Source organism: Rhodococcus sp. NPDC003318, from assembly GCF_042879035.1.
Classification (GTDB): domain Bacteria; phylum Actinomycetota; class Actinomycetes; order Mycobacteriales; family Mycobacteriaceae; genus Rhodococcus_G.
In genome coordinates, this window is record NZ_JBIAOU010000007.1 from 238,493 (window position 1) to 254,508 (window position 16,016).

Below are 16,016 nucleotides of genomic sequence, written 5' to 3' on the forward strand. Positions count from 1 at the left end.
GGGGGGCCGCCGCGCCCCCCCCCTCCCCCCCGCCCGCCCGGCCGCAATTCAAACGCAACCCCGCCGCGGGGTTCGGGCGGGGGGGGGGGGGGGCCCCGGCCGCCCCCCCCCCCCCCCCCCCCCCCACCACTGCGCGGAGCGCCTTGCGGGGGCGGTACTCGACGATGGTGAAGGCCAGGGAGACGTAGCGTTCGACGAGGTCGTTCTGGGAGAGTGCGCCGTCCGGCCGGTACCACTCGGCGATCGCGTTGCAGGTCGCGATGATCGTGCGCCGGGCGTCGTCGGGATACGGCGTCAGGAACTGCCCGTCGGCCAGTCCACGCTCGATGATGCTGCGGAACCGGTCGGTGGCCTGCACCTCGTGGTCCCGGTACCGCTGCTCGTGCTCCGGATCGAGGTTGCGGCGTTCGGTCAGGCCGATGCTGCTCTTGGCGGGGTGCGTGGCCCGGAAGCGGACGGTCGCCTCGACCAGAGCCTCGAGCTGCTCACCCGGATCGTCGCCCGCCGTCGCCAGCGCCTGGTGGCAGGCGTCGGCATAGGCGGCTAGGCCGTCGTCGAGGAGTGCGACGAGCAATTCCTGCTTGCTCCGGTAGTAGTAGTACAGCGCTGACAGGCTCAGCCCTGCGCGCTGGGCGATGGTGCGGATGGTGGTCGCCGCGTAGCCACGCTCGGTGAACTCGGCACGGGCCGCTTCGAGAATGGCGACCTGGCCGGGCGGTTGCGTGCGCACTGGTCTCCGATCGGTGGAAAAGTGTCCGGGGCGACCCTCGGATGATCGACGACGTTCATTCAAGCACGCGGTCGAGGCGGAGCCGAAGGGCTCTCCACTTAACGATTGTACAGTACGGTAGCCGATCCGGCCCCAAGAACCACACGATATTCGACAAACGGCCCGAAAACAGGGCTTCTTCACTTAACGTTCGTACGATAAGCTACGAACGAGAACGCTCGAGACAAGGACCGCCGATGACGACCACCCGACGCCCCGTCGGCATGCCCTCCGGACTCACGTATCCCGCGGCGGACGTGGGTTCGCTCCTCGCCGGGTCGGCGCGACGCTACCCGGACAGCGTCGCACTGCGCGACGGCGACCTCACCCTGACGTTCGCGGAGCTGCACGACCACGCACTGCGGGTCGCCCAGGGCCTGCGTGAGCGCGGCATCCGTCCCGGCGACGCCGTCGCACTGTGTCAGCCGAACTCGGCCTGGTTCACGGTGACCTACTACGGAGTCCTGCTGGCCGGAGCGACCATCGCCCCGATCAACCCGACGCTGCCCCGCCGCGGTCCGCGACCAGCTCGAGGAGATCGGGGCGGTCGCCGCCGTCGCGCACCCAATCACGGTCCCTCTGCTGCGGGCGGCCGACGTGGCCACGCTCGGGTGGGTCGTCACCGTGCCGGGAACCGCGGCCGCACCGGCCGGGCCCTCGGACGCGACCGCCGGCACCGTTCCCCTCGCGGACCTGCTCGCAGCCGATCCGGCTCCCGGCCCAGCGGTCTCTCCGGACAGCGTCGCGCACCTGTCCTTCACCGGCGGGACCACCGGACGGTCCAAAGCGGTGCAGGTGCTGCACCGCAACGTCGTCGCCAGTGTCCTGCAGATGGCGTGCTGGCGGACCGCGAGCACACCCGCCGTCGACGAGCAGGGCGCGGTGTACCTCACGCCCGTCCCCGCGGCGGCGACGCGGTACATGTCGCCGCTGGGCGACAACTGCTCGGTGACGGTCGCGCCCCTCTTCCACGCCATGGGGTTGGTCAGCCAGAACATCAACGTGCTGGTCGGTGGAACCGCTGTCCTGATGGGCCGGTTCGCGCCCGACCGTTACCTCGATCTGCTCGAGCAGCACCGTGCCACGCAGATCTCGGGATCGCCCGCGTTCTTCCACGCCCTGCTCGCCACCCCCGGCCTCGCCGCCCGCGATCTGACGTCGGTGCTCTCGGCCACCTCCGGCGCCGCACCGATCGACACCACCACGCTCACGGCGCTGCGCGAGGTCTTCCCCAACGCCACCATCGTCGAGTCGTACGGGCTCACCGAGGCGACGCTGGGCCTGTGCTCCGGACTGTTCGACGACGAGAACCCGGCGCCGGTCGGGTCCGTCGGCGTCCCCGTCTTCGACACCGAGGTCGAGATCCGGGACCCCCTCGACCCCGAGACCACCGTCGCCGCCGGTGAGGTCGGAGAATTGTGGGCGCGCGGCCCCCAGATCACCGCCGGTTACCTCGGCCACCCGGAGCTCTCCGCCGAACAGTTCCGCGACGGGTGGCTGCTCACCGGCGACCTCGCGCGGGTCGACGAGAGCGGGAACGTCTTCATCGTCGGGCGGGCGAAGGACATGCTGATCTACAAGGGCTACAACGTCTATCCCGGGCAGCTCGAGGAAATCCTGAGCAGGCACCCCCTCGTCGCACAGGCGTCGGTGATCGGGGTGCCCGCGGGCGAGGCGGGCGAAATACCCGTCGCCTACGTGGTTCTCGCCGATCAGGCCGTACCGGATTCCGCGACTGCGGACGCGCTGATCGCTCACGTCGCCGAGCGGGTCGCGCCGTACCAGAAGGTGCGCGAGGTCCACTTCGCCGACGCGCTGCCCACCTCCGCCGCCGGGAAGATACTCAAAACCGAACTGCGACAGCTACATCAGGCCGCGCACACCGCCTGACCCGACTCCGGCACACCCGAACCAGACCACACACGAGAGGAACCGCAGTGCAGCGCACGATCTACAACGAGGACCACGAGGCCTACCGGAAGACGATCCGCAACTTCATCGAGAAGGAGGTCGTCCCGGTCCACCACGAGTGGGAGGCCGACGGCCACCCGCCGCGCGAGTTCTACAACAAGCTCGGCGAACTCGGCGTCCTCGGCATCCAGGTCCCCGAGGAGTTCGGCGGCGCCGGCGAGACGAGCCTGAAATGGGCCGCCATCACCATGGAGGAGTGCGCCCGGGCCGGCGTGTCCTTCGGCAACGCGTCCGTGCACACCAACCTCATCCTCCCGTATCTGCTGAAGTACGCGACCGACGAGCAGAAGCAGCGCTGGCTGCCCGGCTTCGCGTCCGGCGAGATCATGACCGCGATCGCGATGACCGAGCCCGGCACCGGATCCGACCTCGCGGGCATGGCCACCGTCGCGAAGCTGTCCGAGGACGGCTCCCACTACGTGCTCAACGGCGCCAAGACGTTCATCAGCGGCGGCGCCCTCGCCGACCTGATCCTCGTCATCGCCCGCACCTCCCCGGCCACCGAGGAGGACCGCCGCCACGGCCTGACGATCCTGTGCGTCGACACCACCTCCGAGGGCTTCGCCGTCGGCCGCAGGCTGAACAAGATCGGCATGAAGGCCTCCGACACCGCGGAACTGTCCTTCACCGACGTCAAGGTGCCGGTGGAGAACGTCCTCGGCGAGGAGGGCAAGGGTTTCTCCTACCTGTCCCACAACCTGCCGCAGGAACGGCTCATGATCGCGCTCGGCGGCTCGTCCACCGCCGCCGCCGCGCTGCGGTTCGCCATCGACTACGTCAAGGAGCGCACGGTGTTCGGCAAGCCGGTCGCCTCGTTCCAGAACTCGAAATTCGTTCTCGCCGAATGCGCCACCGAGGTCGAGGCCATGCAGATCATGGCCGACCGGGCCCTCGAACTCCACGACGCCGGTGAACTGAGCATCGCCGATGCGGCGAAGGCCAAACTGTTCTGCACCGAGGCCGCGGGCCGGGTCATCGACAAGTGCCTGCAGCTGCACGGCGGCTACGGCTACATCCTCGAGTACCCGATCGCCCGCCTGTACGCCGACACCCGCGTCTCGCGCATCTACGGTGGAACCAGCGAGGTCATGAAGACCATCATCGCCAAGTCCATCGGCCTGTAGACCCACCCCGTCACAGACCACCCCGTCACCGACCCACCCACCGGCCCCAGCAGTACCAACGCCGAAACACCAAGGAGCAGCAGTGCGTGACGCAGTAATCGTCGATGCCGTCCGGACCCCGGTCGGCAAGGGCAAGCCGGGCGGTGCCCTGTCCGGCATCCACCCCGCGGACCTGTCCGCCCACGTCCTCAAGGCGCTGGCCGAGCGCAACGCGCTCGACCCCGCGATCGTCGACGACGTCGTCTGGGGCTGCGTGTCCCAGGTCGGCGAGCAGACCGGCTGCATCGGGCGGTACTCCGTGCTCGCCGCCGGTTGGCCCGAGCACGTCCCCGGCCTGACCATCGACCGGCAGTGCGGTTCCTCCCAGCAGGCCGTGCACCAGGCGGCGGCCGGCGTCATCGCCGGCCAGTACGACGTGGCCGTCGCCGGCGGCGTGGAGATGATGTCGCGGGTCCCGATGGGCGCCGGACGCGCCGGCGGCCAGTTCGGCGATCCGTTCGGCACGCTGGTCGCGGAGCGGTACGACAACTACCGCTTCAACCAGGGCATCGGCGCCGAGATGATCGCCGCCGAGTTCGGCCTGACCCGCGAGGAACTCGATCAGCACGCCCTCGACTCGCACGCGCGGGCGGCGCGGGCGATCGACGAGGGACGGTTCGCGAAGCAGATCACGCCGGTCAAGGTGACCGACGCCGACGGCAACACCCGGCTCTTCGACACCGACGAGGGCGTTCGCCGCGGCACCACCCTCGAGCAGTTGGGCAGCCTCAAGACCCCGTTCCAGGAGAACGGTGTCGTCTCGGCGGGCAACGCGTCCCAGATCTCCGACGGTTCCGCGGCCCTGCTGATCACCACCAGCGAGATCGCCGAGCGCAACGGCTGGACCCCGATCGCCCGCGTCCACACCGCGGTCGTCACCGGCGTCGACCCGATCACGATGCTCAAGGGCCCGATTCCGGCGACGCGCAAGGCACTCGACAAGGCGGGCCTGACCGTCGACGACATCGGCGCCTTCGAGATCAACGAGGCGTTCGCGTCGGTGTCCCTCGGCTGGCAGCGTCAGCTCGGCGCCGACTACGAGCGGATGAACCCCAACGGCGGCGCGATCGCCCTGGGCCACCCGCTCGGCGGCTCCGGCGCCCGCCTGATGACCACCCTCGTCCACCACATGCGGGACAACGGGATTCGCTACGGTCTGCAGTCGATGTGCGAGGGCGGCGGCATGGCCAACGCCACCATCCTCGAACTGATCTGACGCTCGGACCGATCCGAACGACACCGGGCGGGTCCACCACATCGGTGGACCCGCCCGGTGCGTTCTGCGCGTCTCAGCGCAGCGTCACCTGGCGTCCGCGCAGGCCGTCGCGGGCGCGGCGCTCGTCGGAGTTCAGCGGAGCGTCGACGGCCAGTGCCTGCGCGAGGCGATCGCCCAGTTCCGCCGTCGCGGCCGCCCACTCCTGTGCGTGCCTCTCGGGGTCGAGGTCGAACACCGGGACGAGCAGCCCGTGCGTGCGGAACGACCCGGCGTAGCGGGATCCCTCGCCGAGGTGCAGTCCGCCGGCGGCGTGCACCCGGGCCAGCGCCAGCATCAGCTGGTCCTCGTCCTCGGGCCGCACCCAGCGCAGGTGCGCCTTCTCGCCGGCGTCGACCCACCACGCGGCGACGACACCGTCGGCGTCCAGCCGCGCCGACGGCATGATCACCGAATTGGCCTGCTCGACGGTGGCGGCGACGTCCGCCGCCGGCGTGACGCCCTCGGGAATCCACCAGTTGAAGTCCTGGTGCACGGTGATCTCCAGCGACGCCGCCGGGTCGACCACGTCCACGAGCCGCGGACCGTCCGGCTGCGGGTCGGCCGCGCTCAACGACTCGCCGGGGGTGCCCGTCGCCGCCCACGTCGCGGCGGCCGCGAGGTCGGCACCGAGGTCCGCGGACTGGACCTGCACCTGCAGCCCGACGAAGCCGGTGGCGGCGTCCTGCTCGTCGCGGACAAGTGCCGCGACCGCACCGGGCAGCACCGTCGCGAGGACGACGGGACGCTCCGCGGAGGTCAGCGGCAGCGGCGCCGTCGCGGACGGGACGAACTCGCGCAGCGCGACGATGTCGCACTCGGCCGCGAGACCTGCGAACGGCCGCGGCACCGCGGTCGTGGCCGCGGCCTCCTGCTGCGCGCGACGCTCGGCGAGCTTGGCCGCGCGGTTGCTGCCGGGCTTGGGACCACTGTTTCTTTTGCTCTTACCCACGTCCGGAAACCTACACGCACGGCGACCGGGCGGACGGCGTTCAGCCCGCGAGCCAGGCCTTGGTGCGGCCGGGATGGTTGGTGGCGACCCACCCGACGCCGAGGTCACGGCACAACTCGACGTCGTCACGTTCGTCGACGGTCCAGCAGTAGGTGGCGCGGCCGGCGGCGGCCGCGCGGTCGACGAGATCGGGATGCTCCCGCAGCGTCCGGATCGACGGTCCGACGGCCGTCGCGCCGACGGTCGTCGCGGCGCCGCCGCCGAGGAAACGGGACGCCTCCCCGAGCAGCACCGTCGGCAGCATCGGCGCGGCCCGGCGGATCCGCCACACCGCGGCCGCGGAGAACGACATCACCACCGCCCGCGAGTGGTCGGCGGACAGCGGCGCGGCGAGACCGAACCGGGCCAGTTCGGCGAGGACCTTGCTCTCGACCAGCCCGCCGTAGCGGACGGGATGCTTGGTCTCGATGAACAGCTTCGTCGGCCGGGTCGAGTGGTCGAGGACGAGGGTGATCAGTTCGGCGAGGGTGAGCACCGGTTCGCCGTTGCCGCCGAAATCGAGCGAGTTCAGGTGCTCGAGCGTCATCTCGCTGACCACCCCCGACCCCGACGACGTGCGGTCCACGGTGCGGTCGTGCACGCACACCAGGTGTCCGTCGCGGGTGAGCCGGACATCGCATTCGAGTCCGTCGGCGCCCTGGTCGAGTGCGAGTTCGTAGGCGGCGAGGGTGTGCTCGGGACGGGCGGCGGACGCGCCCCGGTGCGCGACGACCATCGGCCCCCGAGGATCCCGGCTCATGCCGCGACCATCCACCGGGTCCGGGCCCGCGGCCGTCCCGCCAGGTCGAGCCGGTCCACCCGCCGCATCACCAGCAGCGTCAGGACGGCGACCGCCGCCGCCACCACGTCCACCACCATCGCGAGCACCACCCCGTTCGCTCGGGCCTGCAGCGAGTCGTGCGACCGCCATACCAGGCTCACCACCAGCAGCACACCCCCGGCGACCCACGTCGCCCACCACCACCGCACCAGCGGCCGGACCCCGGGCTCGTCCCGCGCGAGCTCCGTCAGGAACACCCCCGGCCACACCAGGTTCACCACCGGCACCAGGCAGCCGAAGGCGACCGCCACGGCGGACCGCGGATCGGCCCGGCCCACCCGGCGCCACGTCGTCCGACGCGCCTCGAGCAGCCAGGCGACGGACGCCGCCGCGGCCGCGAACGCCACCAGCGGTGCCAGCACGCCGGCCGTGAAGACCACCGCGTCGGACACGGCGAGGACCGTCGGCGAGATCAATGTGGTGCGGTTCCGCAGCAGGACGACGTACCGGAACAGCTCACCGGCCGCGCCGAGGAGGAAGAGCACCGCCGTCGCGCCGAGCAGGGTCGGGGCGAGTTCGGCGAGCCGCTGGGTCCGGGTCTGCAGCGCGCCCTCGTCCGATTCGGGTGCCGGATCCGCCAGCCCCCAGCGCGGCATCTGCAGGTACCGGGGTGTCGTGTCGGGTGCGGCCGGGCCCGCGATCGCACGTGGCGTGGTGCCCGGGCGGCGCGCGATCCACCGGAAGTTGCGGCGGGCGGCGGGCTCAAGGCGTCCGGGCACGGTCGGGGACAGCAGGACCCCGCGGCAGCCGGGGCACCACTGGGCGGGCGCGCCGACGACGGGCCACCGGGCGGCGCAGCGGACACAGACCTGAACGGCGCTCATCTAGTAGATCTTCGCCGTTCTGCCGTCGTCGGCGACCAGGGGTCGACCGGACCTCTGCCAGGCCACCATTCCGCCGGTGACGCTGACGGCGTCGAACCCGTACCGGTTGAGGTACGGGACGACGCTGAGCGAACGTCCACCCGACCGGCACACGACGTACACCGCCGCGTCGATGTCGATCTCGTCGGTCCGCGCGGGGATGTCGTTCATCGGGATGTGCAGCGCGCCGGGCGCGTGCCCGTCCGCCCACTCGTCGTCCTCGCGGATGTCGAGGAGCACCGCCGTCTCGTCGGAGGGCGGAGGCACCTCCGACACCGCAACCGAGGGAACGTCACCGAAGCTCACATCGTCGATACTGTCACGTTCCCGCGCACCCCGGAATCCGAGCGCGAGGACTGCTCCCCAACCCCGTTATCCACAGGATGTGCATCACTGTGGGGAGTTTCTCCACAGGCATACCGGCACAGATCCGCGGATTTGTGAGCCCGGCCACAGGGCTCGTCCCGAGTTATCCACAATTTCCACAGCCTTGTCCCCAGGCCAGTGCACAAGTGCCGTTCTGCAGGCACCGCGGTCCATACGGCAGAGTTGGGATTCATGGAGCTGCGAATCTTCACCGAACCCCAGCAGGGCGCCACCTACGAGCAGTTGCTGCGCGTCGCGCAGGCGGCCGAGAGCCTCGGTTACGGCGCGTTCTTCCGGTCCGACCACTACCTGGCCATGAACACCGAGGGCCTGCCCGGCCCGACCGACGCATGGATCACCCTCGCCGGCATCGCGCGCGAGACGTCGACGATCCGGCTCGGCACCCTGGTCACGTCCGCGACGTTCCGCCACCCCGGCCCGCTCGCCGTCACCGTCGCACAGGTCGACGCGATGAGCGGCGGCCGCGTCGACCTCGGCATCGGCGCGGGCTGGTACGAGGAGGAGCACCTCGCCTACGGCATCCCGTTCCCCCCGCTGAAGGAACGCTTCGACCGGCTCGAGGACACCCTCGCGGTGCTCGTCGGCATGTGGCAGACGCCGCTCGGCGAGACGTTCTCCTACGACGGCGCCCACCATCGGATCGTCGACTCCCCCGCGCTGCCGAAGCCGCACCAGCGTCCCGGCCCGCCGATCGTGATCGGCGGCAACGGCCGCAAGCGCACCCCGGAACTGACCGCGCGCTACGCCGCCGAGTTCAACCTGCCGTTCGGGTCGCTGGAGGCGACGGCCACCCAGTTCGACCGGGTCCGTGCGGCGTGCCGGGCGATCGACCGGGACCCGGCCGACCTCGTGTACTCCAACGCACTGGTGCTGTGCTGCGGCCGCGACGAGGCGGAGATCGCCCGCCGGGCGGCCGCGATCGGACGCGAGGTCGACGAGCTGCGCACCAACGGTCTGGCGGGGTCCCCGGCCGAGCTGGTCGACAAGATCGGCCGGTACGGCGAGCTCGGCAGCACCCGGATCTACCTGCAGACCCTCGACCTCGACGATCTCGACCACCTCGAACTCGTCGCGTCCGAGGTCCTCCCGCAGCTGGGCTGAGCTACCCTCCCGGTTGCGGGCCAGGATCCACGTGTTCGTCGCGCCGTCGCGGCGGTAGTCGAACCGGTCCAGCGCGGCCGCGGCGATGGCGAGGCCGCGGCCGCGGCCGGCGAGGTCGTCGTCGGGCAGGGAGACCTCCGCCGGCCGATTCGAATTCGATCCGCCGCCGGGGTTCGAGGGCGTCGTGCGCCCACAGCCGCGCGACGAGGTCGTGGACCTCGTCGAGGCACTCGGGGCGCGCCGTCGTGCTCAGCCGCCCCACGAACCGCGGCCCGTCAGTGGGCATCGAAGGCGGCGTCGACCGAATCGTGCGCGCGCAGGACACGATTGAGGTTGGTCAGGGCCAGCACAACGGCTTCCGCAAGGGGTGGGGGCCGTTGGTGTCGACCTGCTCGGTGGGCCGGGCGATCCGGAGGTCGCCCCCGGCCTGACGCGCCGCCTCGAGCCCCGAGATCAGGGCGCCCAGACCCGACGAGTCGATGAAGGACGTGTCGCCGAGGTCCACGACGATGCGGGTGCATCCACCCGCGACGAGGTCGTGCAGCAGGTCGCGCAGCCGCGGCGCCGCCACCATGTTCAGCCGGCCCTCCGGATGCCCCCTCACCCCGCCGGGTTCAGTGCGAGGTTGCCGAACCGAGGAATTCGCTGATCTCGCGGCTCCACTGCCGGGAACGACGTCGGTTCAGCAGGGCTCGGCTGCCGAGGAACGCGGTCGTCGCGAGGATCATGGTCGACATCCAGGTGAACAGTCCGACCATGACGCCCGCGGTCGCCGCGGCGGACGCGCTGATCGGCTCGGACGCGACGTTGCCGTCACCGTCGACCCAGATCGACACCTCGGTTCCGGCGAGGGTTTCGGGCTCGACGTTCACGTCCGCGCGGTGCTCGACACCGGCGACCACCCAGCGGGCGGGGGCGGTGTCGACGCTGGTCGGGATGGTGTCCCCGGCGATCGACTGGCTCGTCGCGTCGCCGACGGTGGTGGCCGTGACCTGCCGGTACTCACTGGCCTGCTGGGCGGCGAGCGCACCCTGCCGGTCGCCGGTGAGGTTGCCGAGCCAGATCGCCAGTGGCAGCATCACCGCCGCGAGCACTACCAGCGCGACCGCGAGGACGGCTTCGAGGCGGTCCCCACTGCGACGGAGAGGGTCGTGCCTCAACCGCAGTGATCGTCGTGTCAGTGCCGCGTATCCGCTGGCGTCCCGCCACATCCGAAGCCCCCCTCCTGGTCGCTCGTTACACAGGTCTCCTTCCAGAGTCGACCCGTACGCGAACAAGTTCAAGGGAAATGAGAGGTAACCCTCTGTGGCGTTCGGCACTCCATGTTTTCGCAGCGATGCGCGGCGAAACGTGTTCAGGCGCCGAGTCCGACCGGACAACTGACCCCGGTCGCGTGCACCGGGCAGTAGCCGCCGGGGTTCTTCGACAGGTACTGCTGGTGGTAGTCCTCGGCGTAGTAGAAGGTCTCCAGCGGGGGCGATCTCCGTGGTGATCTCGCCGTACCCGGCCGCCGCGAGCCGGACGCCGAACGCCTCCGCGGTGGCCCGCGCGACGGCGGCCTGGGCGTCGTCGGCGGTGTAGATCGCCGACCGGTACTGCGTGCCGCGGTCGTTGCCCTGACGCATGCCCTGCGTCGGGTCGTGATTCTCCCAGAACTGCTGCAGGACGCCGGCGTACGGGATCACCTCGGGATCGAAGACCACCAGCACGACCTCGGTGTGACCGGTGCGCCCGGAGCACACCTCCTCGTAGGTCGGGTTGGGGGTGTAGCCGCCCGCGTACCCGACGGCGGTCGTGTACACGCCGTCGAGCTGCCAGAACTCCTTCTCCGCGCCCCAGAAACAGCCCATCCCGACCACCACCGACTGCAGACCGTCGGGGAACGCCGGCGTCAGGGTGTGCCCGTTGACGTGGTGGGCGGCGGGAACCGGCATCGGGTCGGGTCGCCCGGGCAGAGCCTGATCGGGCGTGACGAGGACGGATTTGGCGGCCGCGCGGCCGAGAATGTCGTCGTACCAGGACATGCCCAGATGCTACGCGGAGCCGGCGGTGTCGGAAGGGTCGCGCTCGCGGGGCGGAGGGGCACCGATGCGTGAGGCCACCGACCCGATCCATCGTCCCATCGGGACCTCGATCCCGCGGTACAGCAGTTCCGCGGCGATCGCGGTGGCCGTCAGGAACACGACGACGGCTCCGGTCTTGCCGACGAGGGCGACGGTCCAGTCGTAGGCGCGGTACAGGATCAGCGTGTGCAGCAGGTAGATCGCGTAACTGCGGGTCCCCGTCCAGCGCACCACCGACCAGCGCGCGAGCGGGCCGTCGTAGCGGGCCAGTGCCAGCACCGCGGCGGCCACGACCGCGATCGTCCACAGGTAGCGGTCGCCGGCCCAGTAGGCCCGGATGTCGGTGGCCAGCACCACCACCTCGGCCTGCGCGAGAGCAGCGACGGAGATCCAGCGCCAGCTCGCCATCCGCGTCCACGCCAGGTAGAGGATCTGGCCCACGAACACGGCAGGCAGGGTCGCCGCGACCTTGGTGAGCATCGGCACCGAGTACGGCTGCGGGACGTACAGGTTGTAGAGCAGCACGAGGCAGCACAGCACCGCGCCGAGCACCGGCACCGCGATCGGCACCGCGCGCAGCAGCGGCCGGGTCAGGACGCTGTACACGTAGAAGACGATCTGGACGACGAGAGTCCAGGTGACCCCGAGGACCGCGACCTCCGGTTTGAGGAAGAAGCCGCCGAGCACGAAGCTGAGCGCGGACTGCCCCGTCGTGATGCCGTCCTGGCCGCTGAACATGCCGTTGACGCCGAGCTTGACGAGCAGGACGGCCAGCGCGATCGCCACCCACAGCGCGGGCAGCAGCCGGCCGATCCGGTTCACCAGGAACCGGCCGGGAGGGTGGCGCAGGACCGAGGCGGTGAGCAGCAACCCGGTCAGCATCATGAAGATCGCGACACCGAGGAACGACAGGTGCTGGTTGAGTCCCAGCCCCGCGACGAGCGTCGCGTACACCGCGTCGATCAGCCACCAGCCGGTGCCGAGGTCGTCGATCAGGTAGTACGAGATGTGCGAGTAGAGGACGGCGAGCACCGCCAGCGAGCGGAGCAGGTTGGCCCCACCGAATCGGAGTCGTCGCCCCCGCGTGAGGACGGCGGCCGATTCGTGCATCGCCCAATATTAAGGTTTCGTTCACGTTCGAGACGAATTCGAGGTCACTGGGAAGCCGTCCCGTCACCGGAATGCAACGAGTCCCGGGCGCGTGTTCGCAAATATTGCGGACCGTGTACCAATGAGCTTGGGTTAGAGCCCGAGAACGATCGAAAAAAGGTACACGCCGGGCGTCCCCACGCCCATAAGGAAGGGACCGAAGTGTCTGTCTACAGCCTGCCTGAACTGCCCTACGACTACGCCGCCCTCGAGCCGCACATCTCCGGCAAGATCATGGAGCTGCACCACGACAAGCACCACGCCGCGTACGTCACCGGCGCCAACACCGCCCTCGAGAAGCTCGCCGAGCTTCGTGAGGCCGACGCCCTCGCTCCCGTGGTGAACCTGCACGAGAAGAACCTGGCGTTCCACCTCGGTGGCCACACCAACCACACGGTGTTCTGGAACAACCTCTCCCCGAACGGTGGCGACAAGCCGGAGGGCGAGCTGGCCGCGGCGATCGACGACCAGTTCGGCAGCTTCGACGCGTTCCGCAGCCACTTCTCGGCCAACGCCAACGCCATCCAGGGCTCCGGCTGGTCCATCCTGGCCTGGGACTCCATCGGTCAGCGGCTGATCATCGTCCAGCTGTACGACCAGCAGGGCAACATCTCCATCGGCCTGACCCCGCTGCTGCTGCTCGACATGTGGGAGCACGCCTTCTACCTCGACTACCAGAACGTCAAGGCCGACTACGTCAAGGCATTCTGGAACATCGTGAACTGGGCGGACGTCTCCGCGCGCTTCGAGAAGGCCCGCACCGCCACCGCCGGCCTGATTGCCTGACGCACCGTGACCCTCTCGGTCCCGCGGAGGGCCGAGAGGCCGGACGGCCGACTCCGATCGCCGCGCCCGTTCCCGGGCGCGGCGATCGGCGTTTTCGTGGGGTCTCAAACGGCGCGCGGAGTCGTATCGTGAAGTGATGACCGTGACGGTGGACACACTGGTCGAGGGGCTCGCATTACCGGTGGGCGCGCGCTGGCGAGCCGGGCACCTGTGGTTCTCCGATTTCTTCCTCCGCACCGTGTTCGCATACGACCCCGCCAGCGCCGCCGTGAACACCGTCGCCGAGGTCCCCGGCAGGCCCGGCGGCGTGGGCTTCCTGCCCGACGGACGACTGCTCGTCGCGTCCGCCCTCGACCGCCTGCTTCTGCGCCGCGAAGCCGACGGCACCGTGCTCGTCCACGCGGATCTCGCGGGTGTCACCACCCATCCACTGGCGGACGTGTGCGTCGACGCCCGGGGCCGCGCCTACGTCGGCAGCCGCGGCGAGAGCGACTCCCCGACCGTGACCGCCGACCTGGCGATGGTCGAAGCGGACGGATCCGTCCACGACGTCGCGGGCGCCCTGACCTGCGCCGGGGGCATCGTGGTCAGCGCGGACGGCAGCACCCTCACGGTGGCCGAGACTCGCGCCGCTCCGGCCCGGCTGACCGCCTTCACGATCGATCCGGACGGCAGCCTCGCGCAGCAACGGGTCTTCGCCGAGTTCGACGAGGACATCCGGCCCGAGGGGCTCGCGATCGACGCCGAGGACGGCATCTGGGTCGCGTCACCGGCGACCTCCGACGTGCTGCGCCTCGACGCCGACGGCGTGGTCAGCGAGCGACTCACGGTCCGGCGTCCCTGTGCGGTCGCCCTCGGCGGCGAGGACGGCCGTGACCTGTTCGTGTGCACGTCCGGGAGCACGGTGGAGGAGGACGCGATCGCGGACCTCGCCGGCACGGTTCTTCGACTGCGGGTGGGCGTCCCGGGCGCCGGGGCCTGACCGCGGCTGGCACTCCACCCGAGTTGTCTGCCAGCGATTTCGGGCGCATTCTGGAGGTATCCGCCGGCAGCGTCGCCGGAACGAGCGACCACGGTCAGGGGGCGGGCATGAGCAGAAGTGAATACATCGGGGTGTCGCCCTTCCACGCCGCGGGTGCACTGCGCGGCTTCGTCATCTCGGGCCGGTGGCCGGACACCACCAAGGAATGGGCCCAGCTACTGGTGCTCGCGGTGCGGGTGGCCTCGGTGCCGGGATTGCTCTCCACATCAACGGTTTTCGGTGCTCACGAGGATCTTCCGGACGACCCGCTGCCCGACACGGTGGGCCTGGTCGTCGCCGAGGGTCCGGTGATCGGCGAATCCGCGGTCACACCAGGATATTTCGCGGACCACCAGCCGCCGGCCCTGATGATGCTGCATCCGCCGTCCGAGACGGTGCCGTCGCTACCGGAGTGCGTGGGCGCGGCGTCGGGCTGCGTCCTGCTGCCGGGCCTCCCGCACCTCGGACTCGACCACCGCGCGGCCTGGGTGGAGACGGAGGCCGACGGCACGGTGACGTCGCTGGTGAGCCGAGTGAGCCTCGACCCCGCGAGCGACCCCGACACCGCGATTTTGGCGATGCTGCTCGCCGCCTGACCGGCACCGGAAGTTCAGAGTTCGGGTTGCCAAACTTGTTGCGCTGGTTGGCAATTTCGTGATCGATGGGTAATCTTTCGGACAGCGAAGGGGAGTAGCCCGCAATCGCGTAGTCGACACACTGGCCTCACGGCCCGGCTGCGTGAACCGGAATCCGGTGGGCGAGACCTTCGGTCGTCGACGCACCCCGCGTTCGGCGACCGGAGGAAGTTCCCGGAAATTCCTCCGACACCCGAACGGAGGAACCCCATCGTGCTTGCCGCGCTACTGCTGAGCTTCGGCGTCATCTTCGTGGCCGAACTCGGCGACAAGTCCCAGCTGATGGCGATGACATTCGCACTGCGTTACCGGTGGTGGGTGGTCATCGGCGGCATCACGGTCGCCACCACCGTCGTGCACCTGGTTTCGGTCGCGGTCGGCCACTACCTCGGCGTCGCCATCCCGACGCATCTCATCAGCATCCTGGGCGGGCTGGCATTCGTGTTCTTCGCGGCCTGGACGCTGCGTGGCGACAGCCTCAGCGAGGACGAGCAGGGCAAGGCCGGACGCGTCGGGACCTCGGCGTTCCTCGCGGTCGCGTCGGCGTTCTTCCTCGCCGAACTCGGCGACAAGACGATGCTCGCGACCGTCACCCTCGCCGCCGACAACGACTGGGTCGGGGTGTGGATCGGCTCGACGGTCGGCATGGTCGCCGCCGACGCCCTGGCCATCGTCGTCGGCGCGGTCCTCGGCAAGCACCTGCCGGAACGGTTCATCCAGCTCGCCGCCTCGACCCTGTTCCTCGTCTTCGGTGTGCTTCTCCTCCTCGAAGGACTCCTCCCGGGATCCCCCGCCGGCCCGATCGCCGCGGCGTCGATCCTGGTTGTCGCCGCAGTGGCCGGGGCCGTCCACTGGTCCCGCTCCCGCTCCCGCTCCCTCCCCGACCCCGCCCCACCGGCTGAAGGTGGCCTTCGTGCCGCTGATCCGAGCGTGAACTGGTCCCCGGAAGTTGGACTGGGTAATCGGAAGCCTAGGCGGCGAGGGCTTGGGCCCGGTATGTGACCGGGCTCAAGCCGTCGAGCTT

General features: G+C 70.2%; 15 protein-coding genes and 3 pseudogenes. 9 read left to right on the top strand and 9 right to left on the bottom strand.

Features of this window, described 5'->3' with window-relative positions; all coding sequences use genetic code 11:
• Positions 1-730 (bottom strand): TetR/AcrR family transcriptional regulator (locus tag ACFYVR_RS14545; protein WP_387474187.1); only part of this gene is annotated, 730 nt, incomplete at its 3' end.
• A 263-nt stretch (positions 731-993) separates the two neighbouring features.
• Here ACFYVR_RS14545 and ACFYVR_RS14550 point away from each other — a divergent pair.
• The 4 genes and pseudogenes from ACFYVR_RS14550 to ACFYVR_RS14565 form a co-directional block, all read left to right on the top strand.
• Positions 994-2,164: pseudogene (locus ACFYVR_RS14550) on the top strand (class I adenylate-forming enzyme family protein); the annotation flags it as partial.
• A 171-nt stretch (positions 2,165-2,335) separates the two neighbouring features.
• On the top strand, positions 2,336-2,659 hold the full coding sequence (locus ACFYVR_RS14555; protein WP_387474229.1) for a hypothetical protein: 324 nt from the start codon (positions 2,336-2,338) through the stop codon (positions 2,657-2,659).
• A 47-nt stretch (positions 2,660-2,706) separates the two neighbouring features.
• Positions 2,707-3,864 (top strand): acyl-CoA dehydrogenase family protein, encoded by a 1,158-nt coding sequence (locus ACFYVR_RS14560; protein WP_387474189.1) that lies wholly within the window; start codon positions 2,707-2,709, stop codon positions 3,862-3,864.
• Between the two features lie 82 nt (positions 3,865-3,946).
• Entirely contained in the window at positions 3,947-5,119 is a 1,173-nt protein-coding gene (locus tag ACFYVR_RS14565; RefSeq protein ID WP_387474190.1) for a thiolase family protein, read from the top strand.
• Positions 5,120-5,192: 73 nt separating this feature from the next.
• Here the strand turns inward: ACFYVR_RS14565 and ACFYVR_RS14570 are convergent, their stop codons facing one another.
• Genes ACFYVR_RS14570 through ACFYVR_RS14585 form a run of 4 tightly spaced genes read right to left on the bottom strand, consistent with a single transcriptional unit; the run spans position 5,193 to position 8,156 of the window.
• Complete coding sequence (locus ACFYVR_RS14570) at positions 5,193-6,107, bottom strand: DUF5926 family protein (protein WP_387474192.1); 915 nt, start codon at positions 6,105-6,107, stop codon at positions 5,193-5,195.
• Positions 6,108-6,147: 40 nt separating this feature from the next.
• Positions 6,148-6,906, bottom strand: a complete 759-nt coding sequence (locus tag ACFYVR_RS14575; protein WP_387474194.1) for a glycerophosphodiester phosphodiesterase — start codon at positions 6,904-6,906, stop codon at positions 6,148-6,150.
• Positions 6,903-7,811, bottom strand: a complete 909-nt coding sequence (locus ACFYVR_RS14580) for a DUF4328 domain-containing protein (RefSeq protein WP_387474196.1) — start codon at positions 7,809-7,811, stop codon at positions 6,903-6,905. The genes ACFYVR_RS14575 and ACFYVR_RS14580 overlap by 4 nt, the downstream gene beginning before the upstream one ends.
• Positions 7,812-8,156 (bottom strand): rhodanese-like domain-containing protein, encoded by a 345-nt coding sequence (locus ACFYVR_RS14585; protein WP_387474198.1) that lies wholly within the window; start codon positions 8,154-8,156, stop codon positions 7,812-7,814.
• 252 nt (positions 8,157-8,408) lie between these two features.
• On the opposite strand from ACFYVR_RS14585, the gene ACFYVR_RS14590 reads away from it, so the two are divergent.
• Complete coding sequence (locus ACFYVR_RS14590) at positions 8,409-9,338, top strand: LLM class F420-dependent oxidoreductase (RefSeq protein WP_387474200.1); 930 nt, start codon at positions 8,409-8,411, stop codon at positions 9,336-9,338.
• A 275-nt stretch (positions 9,339-9,613) separates the two neighbouring features.
• Here ACFYVR_RS14590 and ACFYVR_RS14595 read toward each other — a convergent pair.
• From ACFYVR_RS14595 to ACFYVR_RS14610, 4 genes and pseudogenes are all read right to left on the bottom strand, one after another.
• Positions 9,614-9,942, bottom strand: a pseudogene (locus ACFYVR_RS14595) (STAS domain-containing protein).
• 10 nt (positions 9,943-9,952) lie between these two features.
• Positions 9,953-10,498 (bottom strand): hypothetical protein, encoded by a 546-nt coding sequence (locus ACFYVR_RS14600; protein ID WP_387474202.1) that lies wholly within the window; start codon positions 10,496-10,498, stop codon positions 9,953-9,955.
• Positions 10,499-10,692: 194 nt separating this feature from the next.
• Positions 10,693-11,362: pseudogene (msrA, locus tag ACFYVR_RS14605) on the bottom strand (peptide-methionine (S)-S-oxide reductase MsrA).
• Positions 11,363-11,371: 9 nt separating this feature from the next.
• Positions 11,372-12,511 carry an acyltransferase family protein gene (locus ACFYVR_RS14610; RefSeq protein WP_387474204.1) on the bottom strand — a complete coding sequence of 380 codons (1,140 nt, stop codon included), beginning with the start codon at positions 12,509-12,511 and terminating at the stop codon, positions 11,372-11,374.
• Positions 12,512-12,712: 201 nt separating this feature from the next.
• On the opposite strand from ACFYVR_RS14610, the gene ACFYVR_RS14615 reads away from it, so the two are divergent.
• From ACFYVR_RS14615 to ACFYVR_RS14630, 4 genes are all read left to right on the top strand, one after another.
• On the top strand, positions 12,713-13,336 hold the full coding sequence (locus tag ACFYVR_RS14615; RefSeq protein ID WP_387474205.1) for a superoxide dismutase: 624 nt from the start codon (positions 12,713-12,715) through the stop codon (positions 13,334-13,336).
• A 136-nt stretch (positions 13,337-13,472) separates the two neighbouring features.
• Positions 13,473-14,318 (top strand): SMP-30/gluconolactonase/LRE family protein, encoded by an 846-nt coding sequence (locus tag ACFYVR_RS14620; RefSeq protein WP_387474207.1) that lies wholly within the window; start codon positions 13,473-13,475, stop codon positions 14,316-14,318.
• 107 nt (positions 14,319-14,425) lie between these two features.
• Positions 14,426-14,953: a peptidase gene (locus ACFYVR_RS14625; RefSeq protein ID WP_387474209.1), complete on the top strand. Its 528-nt coding sequence runs from the start codon at positions 14,426-14,428 to the stop codon at positions 14,951-14,953.
• A gap of 252 nt (positions 14,954-15,205) precedes the next feature.
• Positions 15,206-15,994: a TMEM165/GDT1 family protein gene (locus ACFYVR_RS14630; RefSeq protein ID WP_387474211.1), complete on the top strand. Its 789-nt coding sequence runs from the start codon at positions 15,206-15,208 to the stop codon at positions 15,992-15,994.
• The last annotated feature ends 22 nt before the right edge of the window (positions 15,995-16,016 follow it).